15 protein-coding genes and 1 pseudogene are annotated in these 14698 nt (G+C 40.3%); 12 read left to right on the top strand and 4 right to left on the bottom strand.

Annotated elements, in window-relative coordinates; translation table 11 throughout:
* Positions 1-110: 110 nt before the first annotated feature.
* From rpmG to B4W83_RS03665, 10 genes and pseudogenes are all read left to right on the top strand, one after another.
* On the top strand, positions 111-260 hold the full coding sequence (rpmG, locus tag B4W83_RS03710) for a 50S ribosomal protein L33 (RefSeq protein ID WP_001809104.1): 150 nt from the start codon (positions 111-113) through the stop codon (positions 258-260).
* 39 nt (positions 261-299) lie between these two features.
* The gene (gene secG / locus B4W83_RS03705) at positions 300-533 is read left to right on the top strand and encodes a preprotein translocase subunit SecG (RefSeq protein WP_000282517.1); all 234 of its coding nucleotides are present in this window, start codon (positions 300-302) and stop codon (positions 531-533) included.
* A 261-nt stretch (positions 534-794) separates the two neighbouring features.
* Complete coding sequence (gene rnr, locus B4W83_RS03700; protein ID WP_000654906.1) at positions 795-3149, top strand: ribonuclease R; 2355 nt, start codon at positions 795-797, stop codon at positions 3147-3149.
* Positions 3112-3579, top strand: a complete 468-nt coding sequence (gene smpB, locus B4W83_RS03695) for an SsrA-binding protein SmpB (protein WP_001051750.1) — start codon at positions 3112-3114, stop codon at positions 3577-3579. The genes rnr and smpB overlap by 38 nt, the downstream gene beginning before the upstream one ends.
* A gap of 14 nt (positions 3580-3593) precedes the next feature.
* Positions 3594-4454 (top strand): SAM-dependent methyltransferase TehB, encoded by an 861-nt coding sequence (gene tehB, locus B4W83_RS03690; protein ID WP_000413774.1) that lies wholly within the window; start codon positions 3594-3596, stop codon positions 4452-4454.
* Positions 4455-4526: 72 nt separating this feature from the next.
* Positions 4527-5480 (top strand): competence protein CoiA, encoded by a 954-nt coding sequence (locus tag B4W83_RS03685; protein WP_000495916.1) that lies wholly within the window; start codon positions 4527-4529, stop codon positions 5478-5480.
* Positions 5481-5498: 18 nt separating this feature from the next.
* Positions 5499-7301, top strand: a complete 1803-nt coding sequence (gene pepF, locus B4W83_RS03680; RefSeq protein ID WP_000244148.1) for an oligoendopeptidase F — start codon at positions 5499-5501, stop codon at positions 7299-7301.
* Position 7302: 1 nt separating this feature from the next.
* Positions 7303-8016, top strand: coding sequence for an O-methyltransferase (locus tag B4W83_RS03675; protein ID WP_007285038.1), 714 nt, complete (start codon positions 7303-7305; stop codon positions 8014-8016).
* Between the two features lie 66 nt (positions 8017-8082).
* Positions 8083-9024, top strand: a complete 942-nt coding sequence (gene prsA, locus B4W83_RS03670) for a peptidylprolyl isomerase PrsA (protein WP_000727950.1) — start codon at positions 8083-8085, stop codon at positions 9022-9024.
* 306 nt (positions 9025-9330) lie between these two features.
* Positions 9331-9426, top strand: a pseudogene (locus tag B4W83_RS03665) (IS630 family transposase); the annotation flags it as partial.
* Positions 9427-9769: 343 nt separating this feature from the next.
* Here B4W83_RS03665 and B4W83_RS03660 read toward each other — a convergent pair.
* From B4W83_RS03660 to B4W83_RS03645, 4 genes are all read right to left on the bottom strand, one after another.
* A complete protein-coding gene (locus tag B4W83_RS03660) occupies positions 9770-10390 on the bottom strand; it encodes a histidine phosphatase family protein (protein WP_000780833.1) in 621 nt (206 codons plus the stop codon).
* Positions 10390-10872, bottom strand: a complete 483-nt coding sequence (locus tag B4W83_RS03655; RefSeq protein ID WP_001085899.1) for an aminoacyl-tRNA deacylase — start codon at positions 10870-10872, stop codon at positions 10390-10392. Before B4W83_RS03655 ends, B4W83_RS03660 begins: the two co-directional genes overlap by 1 nt.
* Positions 10872-11714 (bottom strand): DUF368 domain-containing protein, encoded by an 843-nt coding sequence (locus B4W83_RS03650; protein ID WP_000954125.1) that lies wholly within the window; start codon positions 11712-11714, stop codon positions 10872-10874. Before B4W83_RS03650 ends, B4W83_RS03655 begins: the two co-directional genes overlap by 1 nt.
* Before the next feature lie 94 nt (positions 11715-11808).
* The gene (locus B4W83_RS03645; protein ID WP_001231218.1) at positions 11809-12609 is read right to left on the bottom strand and encodes a GH25 family lysozyme; all 801 of its coding nucleotides are present in this window, start codon (positions 12607-12609) and stop codon (positions 11809-11811) included.
* Positions 12610-12753: 144 nt separating this feature from the next.
* Between B4W83_RS03645 and glmU the strand changes: the two genes are divergently transcribed.
* On the top strand, positions 12754-14133 hold the full coding sequence (glmU, locus tag B4W83_RS03640; RefSeq protein ID WP_000064397.1) for a bifunctional UDP-N-acetylglucosamine diphosphorylase/glucosamine-1-phosphate N-acetyltransferase GlmU: 1380 nt from the start codon (positions 12754-12756) through the stop codon (positions 14131-14133).
* A gap of 9 nt (positions 14134-14142) precedes the next feature.
* Entirely contained in the window at positions 14143-14688 is a 546-nt protein-coding gene (locus tag B4W83_RS03635) for an NUDIX hydrolase (RefSeq protein ID WP_000393816.1), read from the top strand.
* Positions 14689-14698: the final 10 nt, after the last annotated feature.

Below are 14698 nucleotides of genomic sequence, written 5' to 3'. Positions count from 1 at the left end.
GAAATCATCGTAAACGCTTCGGCTTACGAATGAATTTGATTGCTGGCATTATCAATCATGAACTAGGATTCTAGTTTTGCAGGAAGTCTAATAAAAGTAAAGGAAATCTAGTGCGAGTAAAAATTAATCTCAAATGCTCCTCTTGTGGCAGTATCAATTACCTAACCAGTAAAAATTCAAAAACCCATCCAGACAAGATTGAGGTTTTAAAGTATTGTCCCAAGGAAAGAAAAGTAACCCTACATCTTGAATCTAAGTAGATTTTATGGTAAAATAATAGGGATTGTAAGGAGTTTGATATGTATAACCTATTATTAACCATTTTATTAGTATTATCTGTTGTGATTGTGATTGCGATTTTCATGCAACCAACTAAAAACCAATCCAGCAATGTATTTGATGCCAGCTCAGGTGATTTGTTTGAACGCAGTAAAGCACGCGGTTTCGAAGCTGTGATGCAGCGTTTGACAGGGATTTTAGTCTTTTTCTGGCTAGCCATTGCCTTAGCATTGACGGTATTATCAAGTAGATAAGAAAATAATGGGCAGGACTAGGTCTTTGCCTCTTTTTGTTTTTATATTCTTCAAAAATCTCTTCAAACCACGTCAGCTTTCATCTGCAATCTCAAAACAGTATTTTGAGCTGACTTCGTCAGTTCTATTCACAACCTCAAAACGGTGTTTTGAGCAACCTGCGGCTAGCTTTTTAGTTTGCTCTTTGATTTTTATTGAGTATGAAAGGATGTTTGAGAAGGTTTTACAGTAAAAGAAAATTAAAAAATCTAGAAAGAAAATATGAAAGATAGAATAAAAGAATATTTACAAGATAAGGGAAAGGTGACTGTTAATGATTTGGCTCAGGCTTTGGGAAAAGATAGTTCCAAGGATTTTCGTGAGTTGATTAAAACCTTGTCCCTAATGGAAAGAAAGCATCAGATACGCTTTGAAGAAGATGGTAGTCTGACATTAGAAATTAAGAAAAAACATGAGATTACCCTCAAGGGGATTTTTCATGCCCATAAAAATGGCTTTGGCTTTGTTAGTCTGGAAGGCGAGGAGGACGACCTTTTTGTAGGAAAAAACGATGTCAACTATGCTATTGATGGTGATACCGTTGAGGTAGTGATTAAGAAAGTCGCTGACCGCAATAAGGGAACAGCAGCAGAAGCAAAAATTATTGATATCTTAGAACACAGTTTGACAACTGTTGTAGGTCAAATCGTTCTGGATCAGGAAAAACCTAAGTATGCAGGCTATATCCGTTCGAAAAATCAGAAAATCAGCCAACCCATCTATGTTAAGAAACCAGCCCTTAAACTGGAGGGAACAGAAGTTCTCAAGGTCTTTATCGATAAATACCCAAGCAAGAAACATGATTTCTTTGTCGCGAGTGTTCTCGATGTGGTGGGACACTCAACAGATGTCGGAATTGATGTTCTTGAGGTCTTGGAATCAATGGACATTGTATCCGAGTTTCCAGAAGCTGTTGTCAAGGAAGCAGAAAGTGTGCCTGATGCTCCGTCTAAAAAGGATACGGAAGGTCGTCTGGATCTAAGAGATGAGATTATCTTTACCATCGATGGTGCTGACGCCAAGGACTTGGACGATGCGGTGCATATCAAGGCCTTGAAAAATGGAAATCTGGAGCTTGGTGTTCACATCGCAGATGTTTCCTACTATGTGACCGAGGGGTCTGCCCTTGATAAGGAAGCTCTTAACCGCGCAACTTCTGTCTATGTGACTGACCGTGTGGTTCCAATGCTTCCAGAACGACTATCAAATGGCATCTGTTCTCTCAATCCCCAAGTTGACCGTCTGACCCAGTCTGCTATTATGGAGATCGATAAACATGGTCGTGTAGTCAACTACACCATCACACAAACGGTTATCAAGACAAGCTATCGGATGACCTATAGCGATGTCAATGATATCCTAGCAAGCGACGAGGAAAAGAGACAAGAGTATCAGAAAATTGTTCCTAGTATCGAACTTATGGCCAAACTTCACGAAAGGCTAGAAAACATGCGTGTGAAACGTGGAGCCCTCAATCTCGATACCAATGAAGCCAAGATTTTAGTGGATAAACAAGGTAAGCCTGTTGATATCGTTCTTCGTCAGCGTGGTGTTGCCGAGCGGATGATTGAGTCTTTTATGTTGATGGCCAATGAAACAGTTGCCGAGCATTTCAGCAAGCTGGACCTACCTTTTATCTATCGAATTCACGAGGAGCCTAAGGCTGAAAAGGTTCAGAAGTTTATTGATTATGCTTCGAGTTTCGGTATTCGAATCTATGGGACTGCTAGTGAAATGAGTCAAGAGGCACTTCAAGATATTATGCGAGCAGTTGAGGGGGAACCTTATGCAGATGTATTGTCCATGATGCTTCTTCGCTCCATGCAGCAGGCTCGTTATTCGGAGTATAATCACGGGCATTATGGACTTGCGGCTGACTATTATACTCACTTTACTAGTCCGATTCGTCGTTATCCAGACCTTCTTGTTCACCGTATGATTCGTGATTACGGCCGTTCTAAGGAAATAGCAGAGCATTTTGAGCAAGTGATTCCAGAGATTGCGACCCAGTCTTCCAACCGTGAACGTCGTGCCATTGAGGCTGAGCGAGAAGTCGAAGCCATGAAAAAGGCTGAGTATATGGAAGAATACGTGGGCGAAGAGTACGATGCGGTTGTATCAAGTATTGTCAAATTTGGTCTCTTTGTTGAATTGCCAAACACAGTTGAAGGCTTGATTCACATCACCAATTTACCTGAGTTCTACCATTTCAACGAACGGGATTTGACCCTTCGTGGGGAGAAATCAGGAACAACCTTCCGTGTAGGTCAGCAAATCCGTATCCGAGTTGAAAGAGCGGATAAGATGACAGGTGAAATTGACTTTTCTTATATCCCAAGTGAGTTTGATGTGATTGAAAAAGGCTTGAAACAGTCTAGTCGTAATGAAAGAGGACGTGGTTCCAGTCGTCGTTCAGATAAGAAGGAAGACAAAAGAAAATCAGGACGCTCAAATGATAAGCGCAAGCATTCACAAAAAGACAAGAAGAAAAAAGGAAAGAAACCTTTTTATAAGGAAGTAGCTAAGAAAGGAGCCAAGCATGGCAAAGGGCGAGGGAAAGGTCGTCGCACAAAATAAAAAGGCGCGCCACGACTATACAATCGTAGATACGCTAGAGGCAGGGATGGTCCTGACTGGGACTGAAATCAAGAGTGTGCGAGCTGCTCGAATCAATCTCAAGGATGGCTTTGCCCAAGTAAAAAATGGGGAGGTCTGGTTGAGCAATGTTCATATCGCTCCTTACGAAGAGGGCAATATCTGGAACCAGGAACCAGAACGCCGTCGCAAACTCTTACTCCATAAAAAGCAAATACAAAAGTTGGAACAAGAGACCAAAGGAACAGGTATGACCTTAGTTCCCCTTAAGGTCTATATCAAAGATGGTTATGCCAAGCTCCTTTTAGGTCTAGCTAAAGGGAAGCATGACTATGACAAACGGGAGTCTATCAAACGTCGTGAGCAGAATCGTGATATTGCGCGCGTGATGAAAGCAGTCAACCAGCGATAAAAAGAGGAATGAAGATGGAAAAACTAGTTGCCTATAAACGCATGCCTTTGTGGACTAAAGAAACCATGCCAGAGGCTGTTCAGCAGAAACACAATACCAAGGTTGGGACTTGGGGGAAAATTACTGTCTTGAAGGGAGCCCTCAAGTTTATTGAATTGAGAGAGGATGGTGAGGTTCTAGCTGAGCACCTCTTTGAAGCAGGAGCCGACAATCCCATGGCACAACCTCAAGCCTGGCATCGAGTGGAGGCTGTAACAGACGATGTGGAATGGTATTTGGAATTTTATTGTAAACCTGAGGATTATTTCCCTAAAAAATACAATACCAATCCGGTTCATTCAGAGGTTCTAGAGGCCATGCAGACAGTAAAACCAGGGAAAGCTTTGGATTTGGGTTGTGGTCAGGGGCGCAATTCTCTTTTTCTAGCCCAGCAAGGTTTTGATGTGACGGCTGTAGATCAAAATGACCTGACCCTTGAAATCTTGCAAAGTATTGTGGAGCAAGAAGATCTGGACATGACTGTTGGTCTTTACGATATCAATTCAGCTAGCATTGGGCAAGAATATGATTTTATCGTATCAACTGTTGTTCTCATGTTTCTACAAGCAGACTGCATTCCAGCTATTATTCAAAATATGCAGGATAAAACCAGTGTTGGTGGCTATAATCTTATCGTTTGTGCTATGGACACGGAGGATTATCCTTGCTCAGTGAACTTCCCATTCACCTTTAAAGAAGGGGAATTGGCAGACTATTACAAGGATTGGGAATTGGTTAAGTACAATGAAAATCCAGGCCATTTGCACCGTCGCGATGAAAATGGCAATCGTATTCAACTACGCTTTGCGACCATGCTAGCCAAGAAAATCAAATAAAAATGAATGAAGATTAGGAATTTTCCTGATCTTTTTTCTTTTTTACGAATAATATAGAAAAGGAGGGAAATCATGTTTGTTGCGAGAGATGCTAGGGGAAAATTGGTAAATGTGTTAGAGGATAAGCTTGAGAAGCAAGCATACACCTGCCCAGCTTGTGGAGGTCAGCTTCGTTTGCGTCAAGGACCAAGTGTACGGACCCATTTTGCCCATAAATCCTTAAAAGACTGTGATTATTCCTCTGAAAATGAAAGTTCAGAACATCTGGCCAATAAGGAATCACTTTATCACTGGTTGAAAAAAGATTCAGAGGTTCAATTAGAATACCTGCTTCCAGAACTTAAACAGATTGCGGATGTGTTTGTAAATGGCAATCTAGCTTTAGAGGTTCAATGTAGTCCCTTGCCACAAAAAGTTCTTAAAGAGCGCAGTGAGGGTTATCGTAGCCAGGGTTACCAAGTACTGTGGCTACTGGGAGAAAAACTTTGGCTCAAGGAGCGTTTGACTCGTCTGCAACAAGGTTTTCTCTATTTTAGTCAAAACATGGGCTTTTATGTTTGGGAAGTAGACAAGGGAAAGCAGATTTTAAGGCTTAAATATCTCATACACCAGGATCTTCGAGGTAAACTCCATTATCAAATCAAGGAATTTCCCTGTGGTCAAGGTAGTCTACTGGAGATATTACGTTTTCCCTATAAGAAACAAAAAATATCTCATTTTACAGTTTCTGAGGATAAGGACATCTGTTGTTATATCCGGCAACAACTGTACTATCAAAATCCCATTTGGATGAAAGAACAAGCAGAAGCCTATCAAAAGGGAGAAAATGTCCTGACTTATGGGCTGAAAGAATGGTATCCACAAATTCGACCACTAGTAGGTGATTTTTGCCAAATTGAGAAGGATTTGACCAGCTATTATCAGTATTTTCAAATCTATTACCAAGAAAATCCTCAAAATGATTGGCAAAAGCTTTATCCACCAGCCTTTTATCAGCAATATTTCTTGAAAAATATGGTAGAATAGAAAGGATGGAGGAATCTAATGGTATTACAAAGAAACGAAATAAATGAAAAAGATACATGGGATCTATCAACGATCTACCCAACTGACCAGGCTTGGGAAGAAGCCTTAAAAGATTTAACAGAACAGCTGGAGACAGTAGCCCAGTATGAAGGCCATCTCTTGGATAGTGCGGATAGCCTACTCGAAATTACTGAATTTTCTCTTGAAATGGAACGCCAGATGGAGAAGCTTTACGTTTATGCTCATATGAAGAATGATCAGGATACACGTGAAGCTAAGTATCAAGAGTACTATGCCAAAGCAATGACACTCTATAGTCAGCTAGACCAAGCCTTTTCATTCTATGATCCTGAATTTATGGAAATTAGTGAAAAGCAGTATGCTGACTTTTTAGAGTCTCAACCAAAATTGCAGGTTTATCAACACTATTTTGACAAGCTTTTGCAAGGAAAGGATCATGTTCTTTCACAACGCGAAGAAGAATTATTAGCTGGAGCTGGAGAAATCTTTGGTTCAGCAAGCGAAACCTTCGCTATTTTGGACAATGCGGATATTGTGTTCCCTTATGTCCTCGACGATGATGGTAAGGAAGTTCAGCTATCTCATGGGACCTACACACGTTTGATGGAGTCTAAAAATCGTGAGATTCGCCGTGGGGCCTATCAAGCCCTTTATGCGACTTACGAACAATTCCAACACACCTATGCTAAAACCTTGCAAACCAATGTTAAGGTGCAAAACTATCGTGCTAAAGTTCGCAACTACAAGAGCGCTCGTCATGCAGCCCTAGCGGCTAATTTTGTTCCAGAAAATGTTTATGACAATTTGGTAGCAGCAGTTCGCAAGCATTTGCCACTCTTGCATCGTTACCTTGAACTTCGTTCAAAAATCTTGGGAATTTCAGATCTCAAGATGTACGATGTCTACACACCACTTTCATCTGTTGAATATAGTTTTACCTACCAAGAAGCCTTGAGAAAAGCAGAAGATGCCTTGGCAGTCTTGGGTGAGGATTACTTGAGCCGTGTTAAACGTGCCTTCAGCGAGCGTTGGATTGATGTTTACGAAAACCAAGGAAAGCGTTCAGGTGCCTATTCTGGTGGTTCTTACGATACCAATGCCTTTATGCTTCTTAACTGGCAGGACAATCTGGACAATCTCTTTACTCTTGTTCATGAAACAGGTCACAGTATGCATTCAAGCTATACTCGTGAAACGCAACCTTATGTTTACGGAGATTATTCGATCTTCTTGGCTGAGATTGCCTCAACGACCAATGAAAATATCTTGACGGAGAAATTATTGGAAGAAGTGGAAGACGATGCAACGCGCTTTGCTATTCTCAATAACTTCCTAGACGGTTTCCGTGGGACAGTTTTCCGCCAAACTCAATTTGCTGAGTTTGAACACGCGATTCACCAAGCGGATCAAAATGGTGAAGTCTTGACAAGCGATTTCTTAAATAAACTCTATGCTGACTTGAACCAAGAGTATTATGGTTTGAGTAAGGAAGACAATCCGGAAATCCAATACGAGTGGGCTCGGATTCCACACTTCTACTATAACTACTATGTATACCAATATTCAACAGGCTTTGCGGCGGCCTCAGCCTTGGCTGAAAAAATTGTCCATGGTAGTCAAGAAGACCGTGACCGCTATATCGACTACCTCAAGGCAGGTAAATCTGACTATCCACTTAATGTCATGAGAAAAGCTGGCGTTGATATGGAGAAGGAAGACTATCTCAACGATGCCTTTGCAGTCTTTGAACGTCGTTTGAATGAGTTTGAAGCCCTTGTTGAAAAATTGGGATTGGCGTAAGATGGTTGAATCGTATAGTAAAAATGCCAACCATAACATGCGTCGCCCTGTCGTCAAGGAAGAAATTGTAGACTTGATGCGTCAGCGTCAAAAGCAAGTCACAGGTTCCTTGAAAGAATTGGAAGACTTTGCCCGCAAGGAAAATATTCCCATTATTCCCCATGAAACGGTTGTTTATTTCAGGTTTCTCATGGAAACCATGCAACCTAAAAACATTCTGGAAATTGGGACGGCTATCGGTTTTTCAGCTCTCTTGATGGCAGAGCATGCGCCAAATGCTAAGATTACAACCATTGACCGTAATCCAGAAATGATTGGTTTTGCCAAGGAAAATTTTGCCCAGTTTGACAGTCGCAAGCAAATCACTCTCCTAGAGGGAGATGCGGTAGACGTCTTATCTACACTGACAGAGTCTTATGATTTCGTCTTTATGGATTCTGCCAAGTCTAAATACATCGTCTTTCTGCCAGAAATCCTCAAACATTTGGAAGTTGGAGGTGTGGTTGTCTTGGATGATATTTTTCAAGGTGGTGATGTTGCCAAGGACATTATGGAAGTTCGTCGTGGCCAGCGAACCATTTATCGAGGACTTCAAAGACTATTTGATGCAACCTTAGACAATCCAGGACTCACCGCAACATTAGTACCTCTGGGGGACGGCATTCTCATGCTTCGTAAAAATGTAGCAGATGTTCAATTGCCTGACAGCGAATGATTTTCAGAAAAATTTAAGAAAATATAGTAAAATAGATAGAGTAACACTTATCTCAAAGGAGTAGACATGAAGAAAAAACTATTGGCAGGTGCCATTACACTATTATCAGTAGCAACTTTAGCAGCTTGTTCGAAAGGTTCAGAAGGGGCAGACCTTATCAGCATGAAAGGGGATGTCATCACAGAACATCAATTTTATGAGCAAGTGAAAAGCAACCCTTCAGCCCAACAAGTCTTGTTAAATATGACCATCCAAAAAGTTTTTGAAAAACAATATGGCTCAGAGCTTGATGATAAAGAGGTTGATGATACTATTGCCGAAGAAGAAAAACAATATGGTGAAAACTACCAACGTGTCTTGTCACAAGCAGGTATGACTCTTGAAACACGTAAAGCTCAAATTCGTACAAGTAAATTAGTTGAGTTGGCAGTTAAGAAGGCAGCAGAAGCTGAATTGACAGATGATGCTTACAAGAAGGCCTTTGACGAATACACTCCAGATGTAACGGCTCAAATCATCCGTTTGGACAATGAAGACAAGGCCAAAGAAGTTCTCGAAAAAGCCAAGGCAGAAGGTGCTGATTTTGCTCAATTAGCCAAAGATAACTCAACTGATGAAAAAACAAAAGAAAATGGTGGAGAAATTACCTTTGATTCTGCTTCAACGGAAGTACCTGAGCAAGTCAAGAAAGCCGCTTTCGCTTTAGATGTAAACGGCGTTTCTGATGTGATTACAGCAACTGGCACACAAGCCTACAGTAGCCAATATTACATTGTAAAACTCATTAAGAAAACAGAAAAATCATCTAATATTGATGACTACAAAGAAAAATTAAAAACTGTTATCTTGACTCAAAAACAAAATGATTCAACATTTGTTCAAAGCATTATCGGAAAAGAATTGCAAGCAGTCAATATCAAGGTTAAGGACCAAGCCTTCCAAAATATCTTTACCCAATATATCGGTGGTGGAGATTCAAGCTCAAGCAGTAGTACATCAAACGAATAGTCCAAATCAATAAGTCAGGGAAAAAACTCGACTTCAGGAAAAAATGAAGTAAATCTTCCCACAATAAAACGCATAGTACAAGGTTTTCAATACCTGATATTATGCGTTTTTTGATTTTAAAGACTTTTTGACTAGCCCCATTTTTTAACTTAATACTCAGTGAAAAGCAAAGATTAAACTAGGAAGCTAGCTGTAGGCTGCTCAAAGAACAGCTTTGAGGTTGCAGATAAGTCTTATGAGGTCACCAACATATATAATGTGAAGCTGACGTGGTTTGAATAGATTTTAGAAGAGTATGAGTTGGAAGTTTTAATGGATAATGCAAGATTCCATAGAATGGGTAAGCTAGAGTTCTTATGTGAAGAGTTTGGGCATAAACTTTTACCTCTTCCTCCCTACTCATCTTATACTCAATGAAAATCAAAGAGCAAACTAGGAAACTAGTCGCAGGTTGTACTTGAGTACGGCAAGGCGACGTTGACGCGGTTTGAAGAGATTTTCGAAGAGTATTAGTATAGAAAAGTGAATCTGAACTAGTACATCACTGCTTCTAAAACATTCTTATAAATTGATTTAAATTCTCAAATCAATTTATTCAGTTCATATTTCATTTTGCTCTACAATTCTATTGAGAAGACATGTGTTCATATCAAAAAGGTATTGGCAAGTTGCAATACCTTTTTACGAGTCTCTTTTGTCTTATTTTTGTTTCAACTGACTATATCTCCAGAAGACTAGGCTATAATTATGATTGATAAGAAGTATCATTCCAAGTATCAAGAGTGAATGTTTCAAAATCATGGGTTTCTAGAATGGTCAGGCTGACATTTGCTAGACCGCCATCTTTACGAAGAAGTGGTTCTTTATAACCTAGAAGAGTACGAATACTGGCAGTAAGATTAGCGCCATGCCCGACAATCAGAATACGCTCAGCTGGACTATCTTTTAATGATTTGATAAATTGGATTGTCCGTTGCGTGGTGCTATAGAGGGATTCGGCTCCAAACATTTGAGTGTCAAATTGAGCAAGATTAGTACGGAAAGCCTGGATTTGTTGCGGGTAAATAGCTTCCAAGGTTGCAATTTTCAAACCTTCTAATTTACCTAGCTGCCATTCACGGAGATTCGGAACACTTTCTAAAGGACAGGGTGTCTGGAGTTGACTTTGGATAATTTCAGCAGATTTGACAGCTCGAGGTAAATCACTTGAATAAATCTGATCAAAAGGAATTTCCTTGAGATATTGGCCAAGTTGTTTTAGGGTTTCAATGGATTCAGGAAGAAGGGGAGAATCTCCACTAGCACCTTGAAAACGCCCTTCTTGGTTCCAGACGGTACGACCGTGGCGGACAAAGTAGAGTTTCATTACTTGCTGTCCTCCAAAATATCTACAAAGTCGGCTTTTACAAAGTTAGCCAAGTCTTGTGGCGCGACGATAATGCTGTGACCAACTTCGCCTGCAGAGACAATCATTTGATCCAAACCTAGGGCGATTTTATCTATAAAAATGGGGTAATTGTGTTTCTGACGAATTCCGACAGGATTATTAGCTCCATGAATGTAACCAGTTGTTTTTTCCAAGTCCTTTTGTGGAATCATGCTCACTTTTTTATTGCCAGAAATTTTGGCTAGTTTCTTTTCCGACAGGTGTTGAGTGATAGGGACAATTCCAATAATCGGTCCTGTCTTGTCTCCTAAAAGAGCCAAGGTTTTGAAAATCTGATCTCGTTCATAACCTTGAGGCAGCTCTCCTTCCAGGGCATTGATTTGAATCCCCTGATGTGGGATGCCTGCTTTCGACAGGATTTGTTCCACCAATGTTTTTTTGATTTTTACTTTTTTTGCCATTATTTATACTTATCCTCCAATTGGCTCATCCAAATACCAAGCCAGATTCCCAGCGCAAAGAAGAAGGCGATGATGACATACCCAACAAGAGAAAGGCCAGTGTATTGGATACTTTCAGCGTTTCCTGCATTTGGAATTAAGATCAAAAGGGTACTTGATAGGACGATACCGATGATGAAATGATAGACGCGTGAGTGGTAGTTGTTTAAGGCATAATCCATCAATTTTGAAAAAACGATGAGAGTTGCACCTGCACCAATTCCAATCGGAAAGAAGGTTCCCAAGAGATCAAAAGTTTTAAAACCAGTCAACATAGGAGCATAGAGTCCCAAAATCAAAAGTAAATTTGATGGGCTGAGGCCAGGAACCAAGACGCCAAGGGCCAATAGTGCGCCTGCTAGGACGAAGTTAAGAAAGCTGGCGCTTAAGGTTCCAACGACAAAATTTAAGGCATAGAGTCCTAATCCAGAAATGATAAAGGTTGTCCATAACCAAGCTAAATCAATCTTGTCTCGGTCAGATTCTCGAGTTGATTCTTTGAGGAGGCTAGGAACTGTACCGATAATAGCTCCCGCAAAGCTCCATAATACAAAGACCTGATAATTTTCAAGCAGGTATTCAATCGGGTAGGAAAATAAGCCGATTCCCAGAAGCATACCGATGGCAACTGGAATAAAGTACAAAACATTTTCTTTAAAGTATTTAAAAGGATGGGCAAGAAAGCCAATCATCCGTTCGTAAATGCCTAAGATTGCTGCTAGAACCCCTCCGGAAATTCCCGGTAGGATAAATCCAAGAGCAATTACAATCCCTTTAATAACGCGTGCTAACCATGAGAGCATATAGTTCCTCCAACTATTTCTATTTCAAAAAATCCTTACTATATTGTATCACAATCAGACACAAAAAGAAAAAGCAAATGCTAAACAAATGCTTTTAAGGTTTTAAAAAAAGCTTTCGAAAGGTTTCTTCTTTATTTTTTAAGGGAGAGATAACGTTGATATCTAAATCGTGGTCAAAGCCGGCAATTTTTCCTTTAGATGTGTATTGGTGAATATCATAATCTAAATCAGTTTTAGGACTGCTCTCCAAAAATCCTGAGTCTGAGCCGTAGGACGGAATCCAAACAGAGGTAAACTTGCCTGTATCAATACTGTGTTCTTCCATGAAGTAGACACCAACGTAGATGCCGATGTTTTTAGCACCTAGTGATGCTAGTTTTGCTCGAAAGTTTTCGACACCTTCGTTCATATTAGACATGGTTTTGTCTTCCACGTCAAGCCAATAGTAACTAGGGCTGTAAGGAGAGGCAGCATTGTAGAAAACTTCGGCAGCCTTTTCCATTTCTTGGACACTTTTTCCAGCTACATAAGCGTAGACAGCAACTGGGACATTCCGCTTTTGAAGTTCAGTGATATGACTCTTATAGGCCTTGTCTATTCCATTGATAAATGAAGCATCATTTTCTTTTGTCGTTTGAGCACCACTGTGAACACGAACAATAGCACCTGAAATATTTTGTGAGAGGGCATCGTAGTTGATTTCCTCAGGACGCTGCCAGCCAGAGAGGTCAATAATCGGTTTGTCTAAGTGTTTCAAAGCCTGTGCTTCAATCTGTGCTATATTGGATTTTGTTTTAAAGGATTGGTTGTCATTAAGTGGGCGATTGATGATTAAAATGAACATCATAATCCCAAAAAAACCAAATAAAATAAGTGGATGAATTTGTTTTCTCATATCTCATAATTTTACCTTAAAAATGAAAAAAAATCAAAAAAAATGGGTTAAGGAAAGGACTTTGGAGCATTTTTTCATTCAAGGGCGCGGAATGATTTGAAATATGGTATAATAAAAGGGAATTTCTACAGAAAAGAGAAGATTATGTCAAATTTTGCCATTATTTTAGCAGCGGGTAAAGGGACTCGCATGAAATCTGATTTGCCAAAAGTGTTGCACAAGGTTGCGGGTATTTCTATGCTGGAACATGTTTTCCGTAGTGTGGGAGCTATCCAACCTGAAAAGACAGTAACAGTTGTAGGACACAAGGCAGAATTGGTTGAGGAGGTCTTGGCTGGACAGACAGAATTTGTGACTCAATCTGAACAGTTAGGGACAGGCCATGCAGTTATGATGACAGAGCCAATCTTAGAAGGTTTGTCCGGTCACACCTTGGTCATTGCAGGAGATACTCCTTTAATCACTGGTGAAAGTTTGAAAAACTTGATTGATTTCCACATCAATCATAAAAATGTGGCCACTATCTTGACTGCTGAAACGGATAATCCTTTTGGCTATGGACGAATTGTACGTAATGACAATGCTGAGGTTCTTCGTATTGTTGAGCAAAAGGATGCCACAGATTTTGAAAAACAAATCAAGGAAATCAACACTGGAACATACGTTTTTGACAACGAACGTTTGTTTGAGGCTTTGAAAAATATCAATACCAACAATGCTCAAGGAGAATACTATATCACAGATGTCATTGGCATTTTCCGTGAAGCCGGTGAAAAAGTTGGTGCTTATACTTTGAAAGATTTTGATGAAAGTCTTGGTGTAAATGACCGTGTGGCTCTTGCGACTGCTGAGTCAGTCATGCGTCGTCGTATCAATCATAAACACATGGTCAACGGTGTTAGCTTTGTCAATCCAGAGGCAACTTATATTGATATTGATGTTGAGATTGCGCCTGAAGTTCAAATCGAAGCCAATGTTACCTTGAAGGGGCAAACGAAAATTGGTGCTGAGACTGTTTTGACAAATGGTACTTATGTAGTGAATAGCACTATCGGAGCAAGAGCGATTATTACCAATTCTATGATTGAGGAAAGTAGTGTTGCAGACGGTGTGACAGTCGGTCCTTATGCCCACATTCGTCCAGGTTCAAGTCTGGGTGCCCAAGTTCATATTGGTAACTTTGTTGAGGTGAAAGGTTCTTCAATCGGTGAGAATACTAAGGCTGGTCATTTGACTTATATCGGAAACTGTGAAGTGGGAAGCAAGGTTAATTTCGGTGCAGGAACCATTACAGTCAACTATGATGGTAAAAACAAATACAAGACAGTCATTGGCAACAATGTCTTTGTTGGATCAAATTCAACCATTATTGCGCCAGTAGAACTTGGAGACAATTCCCTCGTTGGTGCTGGTTCAACTATTACCAAAGACGTGCCAGCAGATGCGATTGCTATTGGTCGCGGACATCAGGTCAACAAAGACGAATATGCAACACGTCTTCCTCATCATCCTAATAATCAGTAGGAGCCTATCATGGAATTTGAAGAAAAAACGCTTAGCCGAAAAGAAATCTATCAAGGACCAATATTTAAACTGGTCCAAGATCAGGTTGAATTACCAGAAGGCAAGGGAACTGCCCAACGGGATTTGATTTTCCACAATGGAGCTGTCTGCGTTTTAGCTGTAACAGATGAACAAAAACTTATCTTGGTCAAGCAGTACCGCAAGGCCATCGAGGCTGTCTCTTACGAAATTCCAGCCGGAAAATTAGAAGTAGGAGAAAATACAGACCCTGTAGCAGCTGCTCTTCGTGAATTAGAGGAAGAAACAGCCTATACAGGGAAATTAGAACTCTTATATGATTTTTACTCAGCCATTGGCTTTTGTAATGAAAAGTTAAAACTATACCTAGCCAGTGATTTGACAAAAGTGGAAAATCCGCGTCCGCAGGATGAGGATGAGACCTTGGAAGTCCTTGAAGTGAGCTTAGAAGAAGCCAAGGAATTGATCCAATCAGGTCATATCTGTGATGCCAAGACAATTATGGCTGTACAATATTGGGAATTGCACAAAAAATAGAGGAGGTCAG

The sequence above is a fragment of the Streptococcus pseudopneumoniae ATCC BAA-960 = CCUG 49455 genome, assembly GCF_002087075.1.
Lineage (GTDB): Bacteria > Bacillota > Bacilli > Lactobacillales > Streptococcaceae > Streptococcus > Streptococcus pseudopneumoniae.
The sequence above is the reverse complement of the archived record's forward strand: the minus strand, read 5'-3'. Positions and strand labels throughout refer to the sequence as shown.

Bases quoted from the DNA above. Each gene is read 5' to 3' on its own strand.
- secG (WP_000282517.1), top strand. From the start codon at position 300: ATGTATAACCTATTATTAACCATTTTATTAGTATTATCTGTTGTGATT.
- rnr (WP_000654906.1), top strand. From the start codon at position 795: ATGAAAGATAGAATAAAAGAATATTTACAAGATAAGGGAAAGGTGACT.
- smpB (WP_001051750.1), top strand. From the start codon at position 3,112: ATGGCAAAGGGCGAGGGAAAGGTCGTCGCACAAAATAAAAAGGCGCGC.
- tehB (WP_000413774.1), top strand. From the start codon at position 3,594: ATGGAAAAACTAGTTGCCTATAAACGCATGCCTTTGTGGACTAAAGAA.
- B4W83_RS03685 (WP_000495916.1), top strand. From the start codon at position 4,527: ATGTTTGTTGCGAGAGATGCTAGGGGAAAATTGGTAAATGTGTTAGAG.
- pepF (WP_000244148.1), top strand. From the start codon at position 5,499: ATGGTATTACAAAGAAACGAAATAAATGAAAAAGATACATGGGATCTA.
- B4W83_RS03675 (WP_007285038.1), top strand. From the start codon at position 7,303: ATGGTTGAATCGTATAGTAAAAATGCCAACCATAACATGCGTCGCCCT.
- prsA (WP_000727950.1), top strand. From the start codon at position 8,083: ATGAAGAAAAAACTATTGGCAGGTGCCATTACACTATTATCAGTAGCA.
- B4W83_RS03660 (WP_000780833.1), bottom strand. From the start codon at position 10,390: ATGAAACTCTACTTTGTCCGCCACGGTCGTACCGTCTGGAACCAAGAA.
- B4W83_RS03655 (WP_001085899.1), bottom strand. From the start codon at position 10,872: ATGGCAAAAAAAGTAAAAATCAAAAAAACATTGGTGGAACAAATCCTG.
- B4W83_RS03650 (WP_000954125.1), bottom strand. From the start codon at position 11,714: ATGCTCTCATGGTTAGCACGCGTTATTAAAGGGATTGTAATTGCTCTT.
- B4W83_RS03645 (WP_001231218.1), bottom strand. From the start codon at position 12,609: ATGAGAAAACAAATTCATCCACTTATTTTATTTGGTTTTTTTGGGATT.
- glmU (WP_000064397.1), top strand. From the start codon at position 12,754: ATGTCAAATTTTGCCATTATTTTAGCAGCGGGTAAAGGGACTCGCATG.
- B4W83_RS03635 (WP_000393816.1), top strand. From the start codon at position 14,143: ATGGAATTTGAAGAAAAAACGCTTAGCCGAAAAGAAATCTATCAAGGA.